Source organism: Mesorhizobium sp. WSM4837 (genome assembly GCF_055811435.1).
In genome coordinates, this window is sequence record NZ_JBVVQE010000034.1 from 41478 (window position 1) to 60103 (window position 18626).

An 18626-nucleotide genomic window follows, 5' to 3' on the forward strand; every position below is an offset into this window, starting at 1 on the left:
CGGAAAGCTCGAATCGATTGAAATGCGCAAACGCCCTCGTTCGCCTGTCGCCCAGGGCCTCAGAGCCTCAGCGCTTCAGCACATCGACACCGGGCAGCGGCTTGCCCTCCATCCATTCCAGGAAGGCGCCGCCGGCGGTCGAGACATAGGTGAAGTCGTCGGCGACGCCGGCATGGTTGAGGGCGGCCACCGTGTCGCCGCCACCTGCCACCGAGATCAATTTGCCGGCCTTGGTGCGGGCCGCGGCGTGCTTGGCCGCCGCCACTGTCGCCCGGTCGAACGGCTCGATCTCGAAGGCGCCGAGCGGGCCGTTCCAGACCAGCGTCGCAGCGCGGTCGATCCAGTCGGCAACGGTCTTCACGGTCTTTTCGCCGACGTCGAGGATCATGGCGTCGGCCGGCACCTCTGATATGGCGACGGTTTCGCTGGCGGCGCCCGCCTTGAATTCCCTGGCGACGACACCGTCGACCGGCAGGATGACGGCGCAGCCGGCTTCGGCCGCCTCGATCATGATCTGCTTGGCGGTGTTGGCGAGATCATGCTCGCACAGCGATTTTCCGACGGCGCTGCCGCGCGCGGCGAGGAAGGTGTTGGCCATGCCGCCGCCGATGACCAGCGCGTCGACCTTCTTCACGAGATTCATCAGCAGGTCGATCTTGCTCGAGACCTTGGCGCCGCCGACGATGGCGACGACAGGGCGGACGGGATTGCCGAGGCCCTTTTCCAGCGCGTCGAGCTCGGCTTGCATGGTACGGCCGGCGAAGGCCGGCAGCAGCTGCGCAAGCCCTTCCGTCGACGAATGGGCGCGGTGGGCGGCGGAAAAGGCGTCGTTGACGAAGATGTCGCCATTGGCGGCCAGCTTTTCGGTGAAGGCCGGGTCGTTCTTCTCCTCGGCCTTGTAGAAGCGGGTGTTTTCGAGCAGCAGCACGTCGCCGTTGTTCATGGCGGCGACGGCGCTCGCGGCCTTGTCGCCGATGCAATCCGCCGCGAAGCCGACAGGGCGGCCAAGCACCTCCGCGGCCGCCCTGGCGATCGGCTCAAGCGAGAATTCGGGCGAAGGTCCATCCTTGGGCCGGCCGAAATGGGCAAGCAGGATGACCTTGGCGCCCTTGCCGGAAAGCTCGGCGATGGTCGGCGCGATGCGCTCGATGCGGGTGGCGTCGGTGACCTTGCCGTCGGCGACGGGAACGTTGAGGTCGACGCGCACCAGCACGCGCTTGCCGTCGATATTGCCGATGTCGTCCAGTGTCTTAAAGCCGGCCATGCTGTTCCCTTTCGCGAAAAATCGCGGGGACCTTACCCCGCATCAACGACGATGCAAGACCTGCATGGGAGTTCACGGAAAATATGATCCACGCCTCGGGTCGCAAGCAGTCAGCCCTCGCCGGTTGCTTTTCCCACCACTGGCTGTGGAGCCGGTTCCGCGTCGTCCGGTGCCTCGGCAGCCGGCTTTTTGGTCCGCTTGCGCCAATTGCGAACAAAGCCAACGATGCGGTCGGCGATTTCGCCGGCACTCAGGAACACCGGCACCCGTGCCACCGGCGCGGTCGGCTCCAGGGAAAGACCGAGGCCAGTGATCCTGCCCTTGTCGTCGACATCGCGGACGATCAGCTCGATCGGACCAATCAGCACGCGGTCGGCATATTCGGCATGGCCGCCGAGCCGCGCCGTCACCAGGTCGCCGACGGTCAGCTTGCGTTCCTCCTCGGTCAGGCCCGGCGCGTAAGCGGCTTCCAGTTCTGCGGCGGAGCGTGCCGGATCGACGGCGAAGGCGCCGAAGAAGTCGGCATCCTCGGGATCGACCACGGCGCGGCTGGCGAACAGCTTGTCGAGCAGGGCCGGATAGCGATCCGGCACGAAGATGTAGACATGGTCGCCGGCGGCGAGCCTGCCCATGTCCTGGAAGCGCATCGAGCGCCCGTCGCGCAGCACCAGCGACGGCCGCGCCCAGCGCGGAATGCGCTCGCCGCGCGCCACCGGGCTGCCCGGTGCTACGCGGTAGGCGAGCAGCTCGTGATGGGCGGAGCCAGGCAATTCGAGCTCGACCTTGTCCAACGGACCCAGGCGGGCGGGCACGATCAGGCCGAGGCGGCGCGCCAGCGGTCCAACGGTCCATCCCTGGATGACCAGCGATACCAACACCACGATGAAGGCGGTGTTGAAGATGAGGCGGCCATTCTCAAGACCGCCAAGCAGCGGCGTGATGGCGAGCAGGATCGACACGGCGCCACGCAGACCCACCCATGAGACGAAGGCGACTTCCGGGCGCGGCAGACGAAACGGCATCAGGCAAAGCCAGACGGCGATCGGCCGCGCCACGAATATCAGGAACAGACCCAGCAGCACCGCCGGCAGCAGGATCGCCGGAAATTGCGAGGGCGTCGCGAACAGGCCGAGGATCAGGAACATGATGATCTGCGCCAGCCACGACATGCCGTCCTGGAAGCGCTTGAGGATGGTGACGGCGCGGATGTCGGAATTGCCGGCAATGAGGCCGGCGAGATAGACCGCCAGAAAGCCGGAGCCGCCAATGGCGCCGGCGGCGGCGAACACCATCAGCGACAGCGTCAGCACGAAGATCGGCAGCAGCCCGTGGTCGAGATTGAGCCGGTCGACGAGGCGAACGATGGCGAGGCCGCCGAAAATGCCGACGACGGCGCCAAGCCCCATGTTGAGAAGGAAGCCGAGGACAAGGTCGGTAACCAGCACCCTGGCCTCGGGGCTGGCGTTGGCGGCGATGATCTCGACCAGGCTTATGGTCAGGAAGATGGCGATCGGGTCATTGGTGCCGGACTCCACCTCGAGCGTCGAGCGTACGCGTTCGCGCAAATTGATCTCGCCGGCGCGCAACAGGAAGAACACCGCTGCCGCGTCGGTCGAGGCGACAGCGGCCCCGAGCAGGAAGGATTCCAGCCAGCTGAGATCGAGCAGATAGTGGGCGACCGCGCCGAACAGGCCAGTGGTCAAAAGGACGCCGATGGTCGCCAGCGACAGCGCCGGTCCGGCCGCCTGGCGCAACGCGTTGAGCGGTGTGCCGAAACCGGAATCGAACAGGATCACCGCCAGCGCCAGTGAGCCGGCAAAATAAGCCAGCCGCGCATTGTCGAACTGGATGCCGAGGCCGTCGGTTCCCGTGGCCAGGCCAATGCAGAGAAACAGCAGCAAGAGAGGGGCGCCGAAGCGGAAGGCGATCAGGCTCGAAAACGCGGCGGCAACGACGAGAGCGGCGCCGACCAACGTCACGAGATAGATCGCATGCTCCATCCGCCAATTGCCCCTCGAATTCGTGTCCCTCTCGCTTTACGGGAGAGTGAGGCGAAGACATGACCGGTGCAAGGCGTGAGGGTGGTTTTTTGCCCTATGCCGCTGATTTTCGAGTGTTTTGGCGCTCAAGGCGCGGGTCTTGCCAAACAAACCCTTAGAGCGTCGTTGCGCATTCAAAAGGGCGCTGCGCGCTCTCATGAAAACGCCCGGACAGGCCGGGCGTTTCAAGTCGCAAGAAGATGGTTCTGCGGTCAGGCGATGGTCTTGCCGAAGGCGACTGATGTGTCGGCCATGCGGTTGGAAAAACCCCATTCATTGTCGTACCAGGACAGCACCGAAACGAAGTTGCCGTCCATGACCTTGGTCTGGTCGAGCGCCATGATCGAGGAATGCGGGTCGTGGTTGAAGTCGATCGACACGTTCGGATGACGGGTGACGGCGAGAACGCCCTTCAGCTTGCCGTTGGAGGCGGCGATCACCGCCTCGTTGATTTCCGGCACCGTGGTCGAACGCTTGGCGATGAACTTGAAATCGACGACCGAGACGTTCGGGGTCGGCACGCGGATGGAGATGCCGTCGAGCTTGCCCTTGAGGTCGGGCAGCACCAGGCCGATCGCCTTGGCCGCGCCGGTCGAGGTCGGGATCTGCGACAGCGCTGCGGCGCGGGCGCGGTAGAGATCCTTGTGCATGGTGTCCAATGTCGGCTGGTCACCGGTGTAGGAGTGGATCGTCGTCATCATGCCCTTCTCGATTCCGACGGCCTCATGCAGCACGGCTGCCAGCGGCGCCAGGCAGTTGGTGGTGCAGGAGGCGTTCGAGATGACGATGTGGTCCTTGGTCAGCTTGTCGTGGTTGATGCCGTAGACGACGGTTAGGTCGGCACCCTCGGCCGGCGCCGAGACGAGGACGCGCTTGGCGCCGGCGGCCAGATGCGCGGCGGCCTTGTCGCGGCCGGTGAAGATGCCGGTGCATTCGAGCGCGATGTCGATGCCGAGATCCTTCCACGGCAGCTGCGTCGGGTCCTTGATGGCGGTGACCTTGAATTTTTCGCTGCCGACGGTGATCTGGTCACCGTCGACCGTCACTTCATGCGGGAAGCGGCCATGCACGCTGTCGTATCGCAGCAGATGCGCATTGGTCTCGACCGGGCCGAGGTCGTTGACGGCGACGACATCGATGTCCTTGCGGCCGGATTCGTGGATGGCGCGCAGGATGTTGCGGCCGATGCGGCCGAATCCGTTGATGGCAACTCTGACGGTCATTTTTCTCTCCTTGGGAGTTGGAGGCCGAAGATCAAGTCCGCAGCTTCATAACGGCGGGCTGGCAAAGAATCCAGCCGTCGATGGGTTGGATTTAAGTCCATTAGGTCGCGGCTGCCGGCGAAACCGCCATGTGCGGCTTCGCCGGGTACCAGTACATTTACTCGCCGTGCAGGCGGGCTTCCGCCGCCTTCACCGTCGCTTCGGCGGTGATGCCGAAATGCGGATAGAGCTGTTCAATCGTGCCCGAGGCGCCGAAGCCGGTCATGCCGATGAAGATGCCGTCGGTGCCGATGAAATGATCCCAGCCCTGGCGGATGCCGGCTTCGATGGCGATCTTGATCGGCGCGTTGCCGATCGTCTTGTTGCGGTAATCGGCATTTTGCTTGTCGAACAATTCGAAGCAGGGCACAGAGACGACGCGGGTCGGATGGCCGTGCTTCTCCAGCGCCTCGCGCGCCGCCAGCGCAATCTCGACCTCGGAGCCCGAAGCGAAGATCGTCACCGCCGCATCGCCACTGGCGGCGGCCAGCTCATAGGCGCCCTGGCGACAAAGGTTTTCCGCAACGAAGTCGTTGCGCACCGCTGCCAGGTTCTGCCGGGTCAGCGCCAGCGTCGAAGGCGTCTTTTCCTGCTCGAGGGCCAACTGCCAGCATTCGGCGGTCTCGACCGCGTCGGCCGGGCGGAAGACATTGTGGTTCGGAATGGCGCGCAGTGCGGCCAGATGCTCGACCGGCTGATGGGTCGGGCCGTCTTCGCCGAGACCGATGGAATCGTGGGTCATGACGAAGATCGAGCGGATGCCCATCAGCGAGGCGAGCCGCATCGACGGACGGGCATAGTCGGAAAAGCACATGAACGTGCCGCCATAGGCGATGAGGCCGCCATGCAGCGTCAGTCCGTTGAGCGCGGCGGCCATGCCGTGCTCGCGGATGCCGTAGTGAACGTAGCGCTGGCCGTAGTCGTCCGAGGTGATGTTCTTGGTCTGGCTGGTCTTGGTGTTGTTGGAGCCGGTCAGGTCGGCCGAGCCGCCGATCGTTTCCGGCACGGCGCCGTTGATGATCTCGAGCGCCATTTCCGACGATTTGCGGGTAGCGACCTTCGGTTTGTCCGCGGCGAGCTTCTTCTTGTAGTCGGTGATGACGGCGTCGAAATTAGCCGGCAGCGTGCCGCTGATGCGGCGCTCGAATTCGCTGCGCAATTGGGCGTCGGCGCTGGCAAGGCGGCCTTCCCAGTTGGTGCGTGCCTTGATACCGGTCTTGCCCGCGTCGCGCCAGGCATCGAGGATATCGGCAGGAAGCTCGAAAGGCGGATAATCCCAACCGAAGAATTTTCTCGCACCGGCGATTTCCTCGGCGCCGAGCGGCGAACCGTGTGCCTTGTTGGTGCCAGCCTTGGTCGGCGCGCCGAAGCCGATCGTCGTCTTGCAGGCGATCATCGTCGGTTTGTCGGAATGGCGCGCCGCCTCGATGGCATAGGCGATCGCTTCCGGATCCTGGCCGTCGATGTGGCTGGCGTTCCAGCCGGACGCCTGGAAGCGGGCGACCTGATCGGTGTTGTCGGCCAGCGAAACCGGGCCGTCGATCGAGATGTTGTTGTTGTCCCAAAAGACGATCAGCTTGTTCAGCTTGAGATGTCCGGCAAGCGCGATGGCTTCCTGGGAAACGCCCTCCATTAGGCAGCCGTCACCGGCCAGCACATAGGTGTAGTGGTCGACGAGGTCGTTGCCGAACGCGGCATTCATGATGCGCTCGCCGAGCGCGAAACCGACCGAATTGGCAAGCCCCTGGCCGAGCGGGCCTGTCGTCGTCTCGATGCCGGCGGCATGGCCATATTCGGGATGGCCCGCCGTCCTCGATCCCACTTGCCGAAAATGCTTGATCTGGTCGAGGGTGATGTCCTCGTAGCCGGTCAGATAAAGCAGCGAATAAAGCAGCATAGAACCGTGGCCGGCCGACAGGATGAAACGGTCGCGATCGGGCCAATGCGGGTTCTTCGCATCGTATTTCAGGAAACGCGTGAACAGCACCGTGGCGATGTCGGCGCAGCCCATGGGCAGGCCGGGGTGGCCGGACTGGGCCTTCTCGACGGCGTCCATGGAAAGAAAACGGATCGCATTGGCCATCCGGTCATGTAGTTCACGCGAGGTCATGCTTCCTCCAGTGTCGGGGTTCGGGGCCTTGGGAGAGCCCTGGAAAGGGGTGCGCGACACATAGCAGGCGCGGCTTTTTAGTCAACAAACCGGCGCGTTTTTGCCGATCTTGTTGGTCAGTAAACCGGCGCTTTTGCCGGACTTGCGATGGCGCCAGAAGGGCTTTGGTGGCCTAAATTAGCGTTAGCAGGGGACAGTCGCGAGAGCTTTATTGACGTTGGCTTCACACGGCGCATAATGTTTCAGACATAACGCGTTCTGAACGTGGATGATTCGGTGATGGGCAGGGCGCAGGACGAAAGCCATGACCGGGGAAACGACACTCAAGGAAGTCATCGCCAGGCTGGGTAAGGCCATCGAGGGGCTGGAAAACGCCGTCGCGGCCAAGCTCGAGCACGAGCGCGACTATACGGAAGCCGAGGCGGAGGTGCAGCGTATGAACGCCGACCGCTCGCGGCTGGCGCAGGAACTCGACAATTCCGAAGCGCGCGCCGAACGGCTGGAAGACGCCAACAAGGAAGTGTCGCGTCGGCTGGTGACCGCCATGGAAACCATCCGCGCCGTGTTGGATAGATAGGGGCTGGCCCAATGGCACAAGTCACGGTTTCCATCGATGGCAAGCAGTATCGCATGGCTTGCGACGAGGGCCAGGAAGAGCATCTGATCGACCTTGCCGAGCGCTTCGACCGCTATGTCTCGCATCTGAAAGACTCATTCGGCGAAATCGGCGACCAGCGGCTGACGGTGATGGCCGGCATCATGGTCATGGACGAGCTTTCGGAACTGCAAAAACGCGTCAAGGGCATGGAAAGCGAAGTGCTGACGCTGCGCAAGACGCGTGACGACGCGCTGACCAAGGCCGACAAGAACGATTCCGTGCTGACCCAGGCGCTTGGCGCGCTCGCCCAGCGCATGGAAGATCTGGCGACGACGCTGGCGGTGAACAAGGCCTAGATTTCCACTGCTGTCGCGCCCAACGCCCTATTGCGCCGGCATCAATGGGCGCGAAATGCTGCTGTTTACGACAAAAAGCGAAAAAGTTGTCGTCGCCGGCCCCGGTACCGGTGCAACAGGCGTATGAAGGATGGCGCCGCAGTGGTAAAAAGGCAGAAGCAGGGCCGGTGGATGGTCAATGCCGGCTGCAATCACAGGGTAGGGACGCATCATGAGCCTTCGTATCAACGACACCGCGCCGGATTTCACGGCCGAAACCACGCAAGGGACGATCAACTTCCACGAATGGATCGGTGACGGCTGGGCAGTGCTTTTCAGCCATCCGAAGAATTTCACGCCGGTCTGCACGACCGAGCTCGGCACGATGGCCGGGCTGGAAGGCGAGTTCAAGAAGCGCAACGTCAAGATCATCGGCATTTCCGTCGATCCGGTCGAAAGCCATGGCAAATGGCAGGACGACATCAAGAAGGCGACCGGCCAATCGGTGAACTACCCGTTGATCGGCGACAAGGACCTCAAGGTCGCCAAGCTTTACGAGATGTTGCCGGCGGGCGCCGGCGAAACCTCGGAAGGCCGCACGCCCGCCGACAACGCTACGGTGCGTTCAGTTTATGTCATCGGCCCCGACAAGAAGATCAAGCTGGTTCTCACCTATCCGATGACGACCGGCCGTAACTTCGATGAGATCCTGCGTGCGATCGATTCCATACAGTTGACCGCCAAGCACCAGGTGGCGACGCCGGCGAACTGGAAGCAGGGCGAGGACGTCATCATCACCGCCGCTGTTTCGAACGAGGATGCGGTCAAGCGTTTCGGCGCCTTCGAGACGATCCTGCCGTATCTCCGCAAGACCAAGCAGCCCTCCGCCTGAGAAGGCGGCACGGAAGGATTTTCGGCTTTTTTGCCTCGGCGAAGCATGCGGTGCTTGACGGCGTGGCGCTGGCGAATGACCATGCTCTTCTTTTACCCCGGCAGGGAAAACCATTCCTGCCGGGTGGGAGTTGAGGGAGCCGGGATTGGACGCATCATCGGCCAAGCTGCAGGTGGCAGGCTTTTACGACAAGCCGAGCGGGTCCATCCAGTATGTCGTTGCCGACCCGCAGACGCGACGATGCGCAATCATCGATCCGGTCCTGGATTTCGACGAGAAGTCCGGCAGCACTGACACGAAAAATGCCGACGCCCTGCTCGACTTCATTAGAGATCAACGGCTGGTTGTCGAATGGATCCTCGACACCCACCCGCATGCCGACCATTTCTCGGCGGCACACTATCTCAGCACGAAGACAGGAGCGCCCACGGCGATCGGCGAGAAGGTCGTCGACGTCCAGAAACTGTGGAAGGCAATCTACAACTGGCCGGGGTTTCCTGCCGACGGATCCCAGTGGAACAGGCTGTTTGCCGACGGCGAGACCTTTTCGGTCGGCGGCGTCCCGGCAAAGGTGCTTTTTTCGCCGGGCCACACGCTGGCCTCGATCACCTATGTGATCGGCGACGCCGCTTTCATCCACGATACGCTGTTCATGCCGGACAGCGGCACGGCGAGAGCGGACTTTCCCGGCGGCAGTGCCGCGCAACTCTGGCGCTCGATCCAAAATATCCTCGCGCTGCCGGACGAGACACGTCTGTTCGTCGGTCATGACTACCAGGCGGAGGGGCGCGAGCCCTTGTGGGAGAGCACGGTCGCGGAACAAAAATCCAAGAACACCCATGTTGCCGCCTGCAGGACGGAGGCCGATTTCGTCGCGTTGCGCGAGGCGCGCGACAGGACGCTGCCGATGCCGAGGCTGATCCTGCACGCGCTGCAGGTCAACATGAATGGCGGGCGCTTGCCGGAACCGGAATCCAACGGCCGCCGCTATTTGAAATTTCCGTTGGATTGCCTTTGAGGGGCGCGGGTCCAACTTTTGCAATCTCGGCGCCGCCCCTCATCGCCCTGCCGGATGAGGGGCAGCGCAGACGCCAGCCAGTCTAGCTTCAGGGTTTTGTCCGGCGGACTAAATGTTCATACGTGATTTGCCAAGGATCGCTCTCGGAAGATCTTTCCTCGCCGATCCAATGGAAGCTGTTGGCAGTGATCTCGGTGAAACGCCATCGAGTTTTCAGACCGCGCGAATCAGTGCCGAGTTGGACAATGTCCTTACCCTCGGCCCGCCCGATCTGGCGCGAGTGATCTCGGTTGAGCGGGTCGTTCCATATGATGTGCCAGCCATCGATCCCAGGATCGAAGATGCGCAAAGTCGTGCCATACATCGTGGACGGCGCAGGGCGCTTGGGCCTGATCCAGACGTCCTGAATCGCGCGGCCTTCGAGCACCCAGCCAAAATGGCATTCTCCATCCCACTTCTGGATTGTGCCGTCGTCGCGGTAGTGGACCGTGTCCATTTCCCAGCTTCCAATTAGCCATCCATACAGGTTCATGTCTTTCGCTCGCTCGGCTGGGGGACCTTCGGATCCGAGAGCGGTGAGAAACGGAGAAATCGTCATCGTCATACTGCCTTTGGTTTCCAAATAGGCGAGCTCAACTGCCCAGCGCAGCCCCGACGGCCCGTTGTCGCGCCCGCTTGCCGCAAGCGCCGCCTCGTGAAATTTCGCGACGGAAGCCCGTGTCGGCGCCGGAACATTGCCGCCACAATTTGCAGCGTTGCGGTTTCCAGGGCCTGGGGAAAATTGCTATAATGCCGCTATGAGCCGGCCACCACACCGATGATTGAGCGGTTTATGGCGACGGATCGGGCGTTCGCGAAGGCGCGGCGGAACGGGCAACCCTAGCTGGAATATGGCACCAAAGGACAGTTCCCCCGCAGTCGGTGGACCATAAAAAAACGGCGGCGCCAGTTACCTAGCGCCGCCGCTATTTGTTTCCGCCGGAGGTTTTACGCCGCCGGCTGCGCCTCGATGGTGCGCAGCGCCTGCATCTGGCGCTTGGCTGCGGCCTTGACCGCGTCCTGCACCTTCTCGAAGGCGCGCACCTCGATCTGGCGCACGCGCTCGCGGCTGATGTCGAACTCGGCCGACAGCTCTTCCAGCGTCAGCGGCTCCTCGGCCAGGCGGCGCGCCTCGAAGATGCGCCGCTCGCGCTCGTTGAGCACGGCAAGAGCGCCGGACAGCATGCCGCGCCGGTTTTCCAGCTCGTCCTGCTCGATCAGCGCCTCTTCCTGGCTTTCGTGGTCATCGACCAGCCAGTCCTGCCACTCACCGGACTCGCCTTCGCTCGCCCGGATCGGCGCGTTGAGCGAGGCGTCGCCCGACAGGCGGCGGTTCATCGACACCACTTCCGCTTCCGACACGTTGAGGCGGGTGGCGATCTCGGCGATCTGCTCGGGCTTCAAGTCGCCGTCGTCGAGCGCCTGGATCTTGCCCTTCACCTTGCGCAGGTTGAAGAACAGGCGCTTCTGGTTGGCGGTGGTGCCCATCTTGACCAGGCTCCACGAGCGCAGGATGTATTCCTGGATCGAGGCCTTGATCCACCACATGGCGTAGGTGGCGAGCCGGAAGCCGCGCTCCGGTTCGAATTTCTTGACGGCCTGCATCAGGCCGACATTGCCTTCCGAGATCACTTCGCCGATCGGCAGGCCATAGCCGCGATAGCCCATGGCGATCTTGGCGACGAGCCGAAGGTGGCTGGTGACGAGCTTGTGCGCAGCCGTGGTGTCCTCGTGCTCAGCGTAACGCTTGGCGAGCATGTACTCTTCCTGCGGCTGAAGCATCGGAAAGCGACGGATTTCTTCCAGGTAGCGGCTGAGGCCGCCTTCACCGGAAACGATACTGGGTAGTGACTGGGCCATGATAGCGCCCCTCTCTCTTGGAGTGGTGCCCCCTAACGCGGCGGGCATATGTCACGAACGCCAAAAGGCTCGTTCGCGACAGCGGATGTATACAGGAACAAAACCAGAAAGGACAGCATTTGGTTCAACACGAAACAGTGTGTCACGCCAAAGTGAACAACGCGGGTCAGGTTTTTGCCGATCTGGTTTTGAATGGATGAAGCCGGTTCAGAGTCTGCGGAAACCGTCCACAAGTTCCTCCATGTCGCTCGGCAGCGGCGCCTCGAACCTCATCGGTAAATGGGTAGTCGGATGCCGAAATTCAAGCAGGCGGGCATGCAATGCCTGTCGCGGAAAGGCCTTCACCTGGCCTTTCAGCGGCTCGGGCAGCCGGTTCGCCTTGGTGCGAAAGGCCTGGCCGTAATCGGGATCGCCGACGACGGGATGGCCGATATGAGCCATGTGGACACGGATCTGATGGGTGCGGCCGGTTTCGAGCCGGCATTCGACCAGGCTCGCCGTGGCAAACTCCTTTTGCTGCTCGCCAAAGCGCTCGACCACCGTGAAATGGGTGACGGCGTGGCGGGCATCGTCGCGGCCCTCTGGCACCACGGCACGGCGCACGCGGTCGGCGGCGCGACCGAGTGGCTCGTCGACCGTGCCTGTCGGTCTCATCGGAATGCCCCAGACCAGCGCCAGATAGGCGCGTTTGAGATCGCCGGTCCGGCCATGGTCGGCAAAGGCCTCTGACAATGATTTGTGGGCGCGGTCGGTCTTGGCCACGACCATGACGCCGCTGGTCTCCTTGTCCAGGCGGTGGACGATGCCCGGCCGCCGCACACCGCCGATGCCGGAAAGACTGTCGCCGCAATGGTGGATCAGCGCGTTGACCAGCGTGCCGGTCCAGTTGCCGGCGCCGGGATGGACGACCAGCCCCGGCGGCTTGTCGATGACGATCAATTCATTGTCTTCATAGAGGACGTCGAGCGGGATGTTCTCGCCTTGCGGCTCCGCCGGCTCCGGCTCCGGCATGTCGACCGATACGCGGTCACCGGCTGCCATCTTGCGTTTGGTCTCGTTGACCGGCTGGCCGCCGACCTTGACGGCGCCCTGCCGGATCAGCATCTGCACCCGGCTGCGCGACATGTCCGGGCCGAGCTTGCCCGCCAGCCATTGGTCGAGCCGCTGGCCGGCCGCATCGGGGCCTGCTTCCAGCACGACTGATCCCCCGTCTGGCGATCCCTCGACAGTGTCTGGTGATCCGCCCGTCAATCCATCCTCTATCAATATCGGGGTCTCTTCGTTATGAGCGCTCATCGAAAATCGTTCCGGAATGTTTGCCATGGCTGCTGCCGATGAAGACGAGGAAAAGCCGCTCGACCCCGAAGTCGAAAAGGTGCGCAAGAAGCTCGTCCGCTTCGTCGGCATCAATCTCGGCCTGCTGTTCCTCGCCCTTATGGTGGTGATTGCAGCCCTTGTCTACAAAACGCGCAGCGCGCCACCGGCAGCCCCATCCCTTGCCGGCGACATCCAGGTGCCCTCTGGCGAGCCGCTGACCGGCGACATCGTGCTGCCGGTCGGCGCCAGGGTCATCAGCCAGTCGCTTTCCGGCAACCGCGTCTCCATCGATGCGGAGCTTGCCGACGGCAGCCGCGCCATTTTTGTCTACGACATCACTGAGCGCCGCATCATCGGTCGCTTCTCGATCCGCAACAAGTGACTGGTTTCGCCGAACATCGCCGCGTCGCCAGCGTTGCGCTTGTCGTCGCCAATTACGACGAGGCGATCGCCTGGTATGTCGACAAGCTGGGCTTCTTGCTCACAGAGGACGTCGATCTCGGCGGAGGCAAGCGCTGGGTCACGGTGGCGCCGGCGAACGGACAAGGCGCGCAGCTGCTGCTGGCCGAAGCGTCGGATGATGCGCAAAGGGATAGCATCGGCAACCAGGCCGGCGGCCGCGTCTTTTTGTTTCTCGAAACCGACGATTTTGTCCGCGACCATGCGGCAATGCTCAAAAAGGGCGTTGAATTCCGCGAGGCGCCCCGCCGCGAGGCCTATGGCACTGTGGCGGTTTTCGCCGATCTCCATGGAAATCTCTGGGACTTGATCGAGCCAAAACGATAGGCCTGCAACGGATATTTCCCCGACATCATTGACTGCCAGAAGCCCAGTTGCTTTTTCCCGGCCGTCAGCCTATATCGCCGGTTCTTGAACGCGCCCATCGTCTAGCGGTCAGGACACCGCCCTCTCACGGCGGGAACAGGGGTTCGATTCCCCTTGGGCGTACCAAGGATTTCAAACTTTTCCGTATGCTGGCCCCGCCGTCTGTCACGGCCAGATTCGCCGCTTCTGGCGCGGCCCCTTCAATTGAATTAGCATCGCGTCATGTAGCCAGGGGCCAAGGGTCCAGGACGGTGCGCAGAACGCCGCCGGGGACGAATCTGTCGTGCAGCGAATAGATCGACGCTCTTCCTGGGACGCGGAGATCATGGGAGGAAGGCCAATGCAGAAGCTGCAATCGCAAGGCGTCCATCACATCACGCTGGTCGGCGCCGGGCGCCAGACCTCGATCGATTTCTGGGAAGGCGTGCTTGGCATGCCTTTCATCTTCGAGCAGCCCAACCTCGACAAGGCCAGCGAAAGCCACCTCTATTTCGATCCGGGCGACGGCCGGCTGATCACCATCTTCACCGACGAGAGCCGCACGCCGGTCAAACGGCGCACGCCGACCGATCCGGGCTGCGTCCATCACATCGCGTTTGCGGTGTCGCGGGTCACCTTCCTGCAGGCGGTCGCCCGGCTCGACGAGCGCGCCATCAAGCACAGCGGCGTCAAGGATCGCGGTTTTATGGATTCGATCTATTTCGAGGATCCGCTCGGCCTGCTGATCGAGCTCGCTTCCTACCGTTTCGAGCCGCCGGCGGGATTTACCCATGCCGACGTGCTGATGCAGGCGCACAAGCTTCGCGTCGCGCGCGGCGACTACGCAATCGCCGAAGTGCATCTCGCCGACGCGATCCAGGCGCTGGTCGAGCGCTCCCGTGCGACCTTATCGGAAGACCGCGCGCCGAAAAATCCATACTGACGACAGGCCAAAAAAGGGAGGAACACAATGGCAAAGACGACCACGAAAAGTGCGAAGAAGCCGGCCGCCAAGGCCGCTACGAAACCAGCTGCCAAGGCGACAAAGCCTGCGGCCAAGGCGACAACGCCTGCGGCCAAGGCGTCAGGCGCTTCCGCCAAGTCGGCAACGAAAGCCGCCGCAAAAGCTGCAGACAAGGCGTCCGCGAAATCGGCAACGAAAGCCGCCGCAAAAGCTGCAGACAAGGCGTCCGCGAAATCGGCGCGGAAGACCAAGGCGAAATCAGGAAAGAAGCCTGCGCTGACGCTCAGCATGCTGAAGCCGAGCGTCAACAATATGAGCGTACGGGTGTTTGCGCGCGCGGCCGGGCTCGACCATTCCGAGACCGACGTATGGGGCCACACGCGCTCGCCCGAGTATATGGCGCGAAACCCGGCCCATCTGACGCCGATGATCGAGGACAAGGGCCTGCCCAGGAGCGTGTTGTGGGAAAGCTGCGCCATCATGCAGTATCTCGCCAACAAGCACGGGCTGGAGAAATTATATCCCAAGGCGCCGGCCAAGCGGGCGATGATCGACAGCGCCATGTTCTATCTGATCGGCACGCTCTACCCCTATGTGGCGCGCGCCACCTATCCTGCGCTGAATTTCCCGCAATATGCCGGCGAGGTCGGCCACAGCGACGCTCATCCCGACAAGAAGGCGGAAGCCCAGAAGGCCGCTATAGCAGCGATAGCCGAGCCGCTGGAGGTCTTTCACAGCTTCTTCAGGAACGGCAAGCCGTTCATCGGCGGCAAGAACCCGTCGATCGCCGACATCCGCCTGGCGGCGACGCTCGAATTCCTGGCCGCCATCGACTACGCGCTGCCCCAATGGGCGAAGGAGTACATGACGGCGATCGAAAAGAAGCTCGGCAAGGCCTATACCGAGCCGGCGGCCGACGTGCGCGGCTATATCGCCCATGTGAAGTCGCAGGCCGGGGCGTGAGGCTTTCACTCTCACGGTTTTGCTTGCCCAGGCCGATCTAACCGAGCCCGAAGGCCCGCCGCCTTTTACGGGACGTAAGAATGTTTGAAGCGTCGACGACGAAGCGACGATTGACCTGGAGGCAGCGGTCCTGATGATCAGGCCTGCGCGGGTGGCGTCCATAGAAGGGACTGTGTATGACCCGCAAACTACCCTTATTCGCCGCGTTCGGCTTGGCGCTTGCTGCCCTGGCGGCGTGTGACCAAACTCAATCGGGAGGAACGCAGGCGACGACCGCTGGCCAATTGCCGCCACCTCCAGCCGACACGATGACGCCGGCACCCGCAACCCCGCCAGCTCAGACAGCCCCTGTTCAGTAGCAGATCGTCTTTTCAAAAAGGAACCCTCGCCCCGAGAGGCGGGGGTTCGCTTTTGCCATTTCAGCTGCAAAGCGGTGCGGCATGACTGATGCTGCGCTTGTCGTTCAGGGACCGAACATTACAAGCTCGGTGAACGACAGATCTCCAAGCGAGGGTGGTCTGGGACCCCTAAAATATTTCAGCCCGCTGTTGGCGCGGTACCACCCGAACAGACCTCCAATCGGCTCCCTGGCGTCGACGACGCAAAGCAGGATGCCGCTTCGCAAGAGAAAGCGCCCGATGGCACCGGCGCACCGGCTCAAATCCGCGAGGGAGCGGCAATAGACGATCTGATAGGATGGGATAAGACCGCGCAATATCCGGCGCGGCATCAATACGAAAGGAAACGCTGCTCCGTCGCAAATGCAAATCAATGACCGGCAGCCAAGTGCTGAGTGTTCCGAGAGTATGTACCTCTCGCTGTCGGACAGCATCGCCATTTCCGCAAGATCGGGACGAGCTTCAAGCACGCGACATGACGGCTGCGCCGAACTAAAAGCCGGCAAGAAGGCAAATTGTCCGGTGGTGAAGGGCCGAAAACCGAGCGCCCAGTTGGCTTTCAATGTTGCGGGCGCCGGCGAAATATTGGTGTAGGTCACGTCCCTTCGCTTGAGAATCGTCGTGACCAATTTGGCGCCATAGGGACGGAATTCTGCATCGACGGACCAGCTTGAAAGGTTGCAGCGGACTTCGTCGCCTTCCTGCCCGGGATAACGGGTATAAAGGGTCAGCACAACGCCGACGATCCGATCGGCCTTCTCCAAGGCCAAGCCGTATTGTGGGAACTCGGCGACGGGAGGCCGCTGCGACAAACGGGTCAGCGCCTGTATCCAGTAACTCCGGTCACGCTTCGGAAACCCCCGGCACAGGCAGTCGACCACTCCTTGCCAATCTGCTTCGCGAATTGGTCGACAGTGAACGCCAGGAGGGAGAGCGCCAAGCACGGCCATAAGTCGACTTCCAGAATAGGCTAAGCGCGTTGCGGCTGAACGGATCCAATGCGACGCGCTTTAAGTTCTTGTTTTTATGCATGTCGTTATCGCAAAAACGCTGCGCAGCCTCGGGTCAGGCCCGAGGGCATGCTTTTGCGCGACATGCGTCTTCGATATGCCTCATACGCTAACACGTTGGTGTACAACGATTAATAATATGTGCAGCATTTAAAGACGACTTTCTGCACTGATCACGAAGACGCAAATCAGATTGGCCACGACGCGTCGACGAGCGGTTCCCGTCGGTTAAGGATTCGTTAACCAAATCCCTATCTACTGGTCGGCAATTCACCTCCAACCCGTGACCACGGATGTACTGGCGCGGTCGAGGTGGAAGGAAAGGTCGGCCATGTGCCGGCCTTTTTGTCTCGCGGGCTATTGTCCCCGGGAAGCCGCGGCTTCAAGCGCAGCGGCACGCTGATCGGGCCGCCGATTCAGCCAAGCGTTGTTGGCGTCACCTCGAGCGATCGGACCGGTTCACCAGATATCAGTATTGCCCGCGTCTCGCATTGACATGGCGTGCCAATTCCGGCGTCTCGAAGACGTAGTCGCTCCAGGCCGATTCCGGAATCTGACCGACCAGATAGCATTCCAGCAAAAGACTTTGCTCAGGACTGAGAGGTCTCGGCGCGCGCTCATGGTCCATTCTCAGCGAGTGAAACAGACTTCTGGGCGAGTGAAGCAGATTTCCGGGCAAGTGAAACAGATTTCTGGTCACGTTCGAGACAGTGAAGTGGATCGACATGTGTTCGGTCTCCTTTGACCAGGGATCGGGATCGATCTCCGCTCCGCTGCCTTCGGCTCGGAAAGGACCATGCGCCAAATCAAAACGCTACAGCGTGTGTTGTGCATCCAAAGCGACGCGCGGCGCTGCAATGGCTGTTTAACGTCGAAGGCCGGATAAGGTTCAACGGGGCTGGCGGTAACGCCGATCAGGCAGCCCGAAACCCACCAGGTCGGCTCATGCTCTCGGCCTGCGCGTCTGACCGAACCGCTGCGGCAGCTGCGCAGCAACGTTTTCAAGGCGGCGCATTTAGCTGCTAGCGCTTGAATGCCGGCTGGCTATTCGCAGACCATGCGGACCCGTTTTCCGGGTTGGCTGACGTTCCTGCAGGTGAGCGGTTTCGCCGGCTCGGATGACGGCGTCGGCGGCTGTTTGGCAATCCTGGCGATTTTCCTTCTCGGCGCCGCGGAAGTGTCGATTTTGCGGGCCGCCGCTGTTTCAGGCGTTTCGGGCGCCGCAGGAAAGATATCGGTCTGCAGCAACTGACGCTGTTCGGCTTGCGCCTGCTGCGGCGGCCGGTCCCAGAACCGCCGGACATCGAGCGGCCTTGGAATGACGACGGTGCCGTCGTAGCTGCGCGAGCAGCCGCCCCCTAGCAGCAGCATCGGGCACACGAAAAAAGGCAGGATCCGTCGCAACATCGGCAACACCCTTGCGGGATCTATAACGCGGCTTCGGTTCTACCGACAACCGTCAGAATACACTGCGGGCAAGGCTAGCGCATGACCCGGAGAATCGGAATCGATTTCGCTGGGGATCATGCGCAAAAATCAAAGTGCCGCAGCGTCCCTGGCGCGACTTTGGCGCGATTGGGGGTCGGGCATGGACGATTGCCTGCCCAAGCCCATCAGCCCTAAGCCCATTAGCCAAGGGGCGCCTTGCTCGAAAAGGTCCGCGGACGGGGAAATCCAGCGCGGAATAGCCACGTCGGCCTATCGGGTCCAGCCGATTCGCCGACGCGTTGCGACAAGACTATGGTGCGATCGC

18 protein-coding genes, 1 tRNA gene and 1 pseudogene are annotated in these 18626 nt (G+C 62.3%); 10 read left to right on the forward strand and 10 right to left on the reverse strand.

From position 1 onward, the window contains the following. Positions 1 to 67: 67 nt before the first annotated feature. The 4 genes from AC0L3D_RS20315 to tkt form a co-directional block, all read right to left on the reverse strand. Positions 68 to 1264, reverse strand: a complete 1197-nt coding sequence (locus AC0L3D_RS20315) for a phosphoglycerate kinase (RefSeq protein ID WP_473645627.1) — start codon at positions 1262 to 1264, stop codon at positions 68 to 70. A 110-nt stretch (positions 1265 to 1374) separates the two neighbouring features. Beyond that, positions 1375 to 3264 (reverse strand): potassium/proton antiporter, encoded by a 1890-nt coding sequence (locus tag AC0L3D_RS20320; RefSeq protein ID WP_473645629.1) that lies wholly within the window; start codon positions 3262 to 3264, stop codon positions 1375 to 1377. 251 nt (positions 3265 to 3515) lie between these two features. Continuing rightward, positions 3516 to 4526: a type I glyceraldehyde-3-phosphate dehydrogenase gene (gap, locus tag AC0L3D_RS20325; RefSeq protein ID WP_473645631.1), complete on the reverse strand. Its 1011-nt coding sequence runs from the start codon at positions 4524 to 4526 to the stop codon at positions 3516 to 3518. Between the two features lie 157 nt (positions 4527 to 4683). Continuing rightward, complete coding sequence (gene tkt / locus AC0L3D_RS20330; protein WP_473645633.1) at positions 4684 to 6675, reverse strand: transketolase; 1992 nt, start codon at positions 6673 to 6675, stop codon at positions 4684 to 4686. A 304-nt stretch (positions 6676 to 6979) separates the two neighbouring features. Between tkt and AC0L3D_RS20335 the strand changes: the two genes are divergently transcribed. From AC0L3D_RS20335 to AC0L3D_RS20350, 4 genes are all read left to right on the forward strand, one after another. Beyond that, on the forward strand, positions 6980 to 7252 hold the full coding sequence (locus AC0L3D_RS20335) for a DUF4164 domain-containing protein (RefSeq protein ID WP_023797069.1): 273 nt from the start codon (positions 6980 to 6982) through the stop codon (positions 7250 to 7252). An 11-nt stretch (positions 7253 to 7263) separates the two neighbouring features. Beyond that, entirely contained in the window at positions 7264 to 7629 is a 366-nt protein-coding gene (locus AC0L3D_RS20340; protein ID WP_023797070.1) for a cell division protein ZapA, read from the forward strand. Between the two features lie 211 nt (positions 7630 to 7840). Continuing rightward, on the forward strand, positions 7841 to 8500 hold the full coding sequence (locus tag AC0L3D_RS20345) for a peroxiredoxin (protein ID WP_077380501.1): 660 nt from the start codon (positions 7841 to 7843) through the stop codon (positions 8498 to 8500). 145 nt (positions 8501 to 8645) lie between these two features. Then, complete coding sequence (locus AC0L3D_RS20350; RefSeq protein WP_473645635.1) at positions 8646 to 9518, forward strand: MBL fold metallo-hydrolase; 873 nt, start codon at positions 8646 to 8648, stop codon at positions 9516 to 9518. An 88-nt stretch (positions 9519 to 9606) separates the two neighbouring features. Here the strand turns inward: AC0L3D_RS20350 and AC0L3D_RS20355 are convergent, their stop codons facing one another. Then, the gene (locus AC0L3D_RS20355) at positions 9607 to 10122 is read right to left on the reverse strand and encodes a hypothetical protein (RefSeq protein WP_473645637.1); all 516 of its coding nucleotides are present in this window, start codon (positions 10120 to 10122) and stop codon (positions 9607 to 9609) included. 207 nt (positions 10123 to 10329) lie between these two features. Between AC0L3D_RS20355 and AC0L3D_RS20360 the strand changes: the two are divergent. Next, positions 10330 to 10401: pseudogene (locus AC0L3D_RS20360) on the forward strand (DUF2274 domain-containing protein); the annotation flags it as partial. 104 nt (positions 10402 to 10505) lie between these two features. On the opposite strand, the gene rpoH reads toward AC0L3D_RS20360, so the two are convergent. Both rpoH and AC0L3D_RS20370 read right to left on the reverse strand, forming a co-directional pair. Continuing rightward, positions 10506 to 11417: an RNA polymerase sigma factor RpoH gene (rpoH, locus tag AC0L3D_RS20365; RefSeq protein ID WP_023797074.1), complete on the reverse strand. Its 912-nt coding sequence runs from the start codon at positions 11415 to 11417 to the stop codon at positions 10506 to 10508. A gap of 207 nt (positions 11418 to 11624) precedes the next feature. Further along, on the reverse strand, positions 11625 to 12713 hold the full coding sequence (locus AC0L3D_RS20370) for an RluA family pseudouridine synthase (protein ID WP_473628692.1): 1089 nt from the start codon (positions 12711 to 12713) through the stop codon (positions 11625 to 11627). A 25-nt stretch (positions 12714 to 12738) separates the two neighbouring features. On the opposite strand from AC0L3D_RS20370, the gene AC0L3D_RS20375 reads away from it, so the two are divergent. From AC0L3D_RS20375 to AC0L3D_RS20395, 5 genes are all read left to right on the forward strand, one after another. Continuing rightward, positions 12739 to 13116 carry a fimbrial protein gene (locus AC0L3D_RS20375; RefSeq protein WP_287341922.1) on the forward strand — a complete coding sequence of 126 codons (378 nt, stop codon included), beginning with the start codon at positions 12739 to 12741 and terminating at the stop codon, positions 13114 to 13116. Then, entirely contained in the window at positions 13113 to 13520 is a 408-nt protein-coding gene (locus AC0L3D_RS20380) for a VOC family protein (RefSeq protein ID WP_473628690.1), read from the forward strand. The genes AC0L3D_RS20375 and AC0L3D_RS20380 overlap by 4 nt, the downstream gene beginning before the upstream one ends. A gap of 90 nt (positions 13521 to 13610) precedes the next feature. After that, a tRNA-Glu gene (locus AC0L3D_RS20385) sits at positions 13611 to 13685 on the forward strand. Positions 13686 to 13899: 214 nt separating this feature from the next. Further along, positions 13900 to 14481 carry a VOC family protein gene (locus AC0L3D_RS20390; protein WP_027153486.1) on the forward strand — a complete coding sequence of 194 codons (582 nt, stop codon included), beginning with the start codon at positions 13900 to 13902 and terminating at the stop codon, positions 14479 to 14481. A gap of 27 nt (positions 14482 to 14508) precedes the next feature. Further along, positions 14509 to 15465: a glutathione S-transferase family protein gene (locus AC0L3D_RS20395; RefSeq protein ID WP_473628688.1), complete on the forward strand. Its 957-nt coding sequence runs from the start codon at positions 14509 to 14511 to the stop codon at positions 15463 to 15465. 463 nt (positions 15466 to 15928) lie between these two features. Here the strand turns inward: AC0L3D_RS20395 and AC0L3D_RS20400 are convergent, their stop codons facing one another. The 3 genes from AC0L3D_RS20400 to AC0L3D_RS20410 form a co-directional block, all read right to left on the reverse strand. Beyond that, on the reverse strand, positions 15929 to 16813 hold the full coding sequence (locus AC0L3D_RS20400; protein ID WP_473628687.1) for a hypothetical protein: 885 nt from the start codon (positions 16811 to 16813) through the stop codon (positions 15929 to 15931). Positions 16814 to 17342: 529 nt separating this feature from the next. Continuing rightward, on the reverse strand, positions 17343 to 17600 hold the full coding sequence (locus AC0L3D_RS20405; protein WP_128175409.1) for a hypothetical protein: 258 nt from the start codon (positions 17598 to 17600) through the stop codon (positions 17343 to 17345). A gap of 317 nt (positions 17601 to 17917) precedes the next feature. Next, positions 17918 to 18244: a hypothetical protein gene (locus tag AC0L3D_RS20410; RefSeq protein ID WP_473645638.1), complete on the reverse strand. Its 327-nt coding sequence runs from the start codon at positions 18242 to 18244 to the stop codon at positions 17918 to 17920. Positions 18245 to 18626: the final 382 nt, after the last annotated feature.

Bases quoted from the DNA above. Each gene is read 5' to 3' on its own strand.
- AC0L3D_RS20395 (WP_473628688.1), top strand. From the start codon at position 14,509: ATGGCAAAGACGACCACGAAAAGTGCGAAGAAGCCGGCCGCCAAGGCC.
- AC0L3D_RS20355 (WP_473645637.1), bottom strand. From the start codon at position 10,122: ATGACGATGACGATTTCTCCGTTTCTCACCGCTCTCGGATCCGAAGGT.
- AC0L3D_RS20405 (WP_128175409.1), bottom strand. From the start codon at position 17,600: ATGTCGATCCACTTCACTGTCTCGAACGTGACCAGAAATCTGTTTCAC.
- AC0L3D_RS20335 (WP_023797069.1), top strand. From the start codon at position 6,980: ATGACCGGGGAAACGACACTCAAGGAAGTCATCGCCAGGCTGGGTAAG.
- AC0L3D_RS20400 (WP_473628687.1), bottom strand. From the start codon at position 16,813: ATGGCCGTGCTTGGCGCTCTCCCTCCTGGCGTTCACTGTCGACCAATT.
- tkt (WP_473645633.1), bottom strand. From the start codon at position 6,675: ATGACCTCGCGTGAACTACATGACCGGATGGCCAATGCGATCCGTTTT.
- AC0L3D_RS20320 (WP_473645629.1), bottom strand. From the start codon at position 3,264: ATGGAGCATGCGATCTATCTCGTGACGTTGGTCGGCGCCGCTCTCGTC.
- AC0L3D_RS20410 (WP_473645638.1), bottom strand. From the start codon at position 18,244: ATGCTGCTGCTAGGGGGCGGCTGCTCGCGCAGCTACGACGGCACCGTC.
- AC0L3D_RS20370 (WP_473628692.1), bottom strand. From the start codon at position 12,713: ATGAGCGCTCATAACGAAGAGACCCCGATATTGATAGAGGATGGATTG.
- rpoH (WP_023797074.1), bottom strand. From the start codon at position 11,417: ATGGCCCAGTCACTACCCAGTATCGTTTCCGGTGAAGGCGGCCTCAGC.
- AC0L3D_RS20390 (WP_027153486.1), top strand. From the start codon at position 13,900: ATGCAGAAGCTGCAATCGCAAGGCGTCCATCACATCACGCTGGTCGGC.
- AC0L3D_RS20315 (WP_473645627.1), bottom strand. From the start codon at position 1,264: ATGGCCGGCTTTAAGACACTGGACGACATCGGCAATATCGACGGCAAG.
- gap (WP_473645631.1), bottom strand. From the start codon at position 4,526: ATGACCGTCAGAGTTGCCATCAACGGATTCGGCCGCATCGGCCGCAAC.
- AC0L3D_RS20340 (WP_023797070.1), top strand. From the start codon at position 7,264: ATGGCACAAGTCACGGTTTCCATCGATGGCAAGCAGTATCGCATGGCT.
- AC0L3D_RS20375 (WP_287341922.1), top strand. From the start codon at position 12,739: ATGGCTGCTGCCGATGAAGACGAGGAAAAGCCGCTCGACCCCGAAGTC.
- AC0L3D_RS20345 (WP_077380501.1), top strand. From the start codon at position 7,841: ATGAGCCTTCGTATCAACGACACCGCGCCGGATTTCACGGCCGAAACC.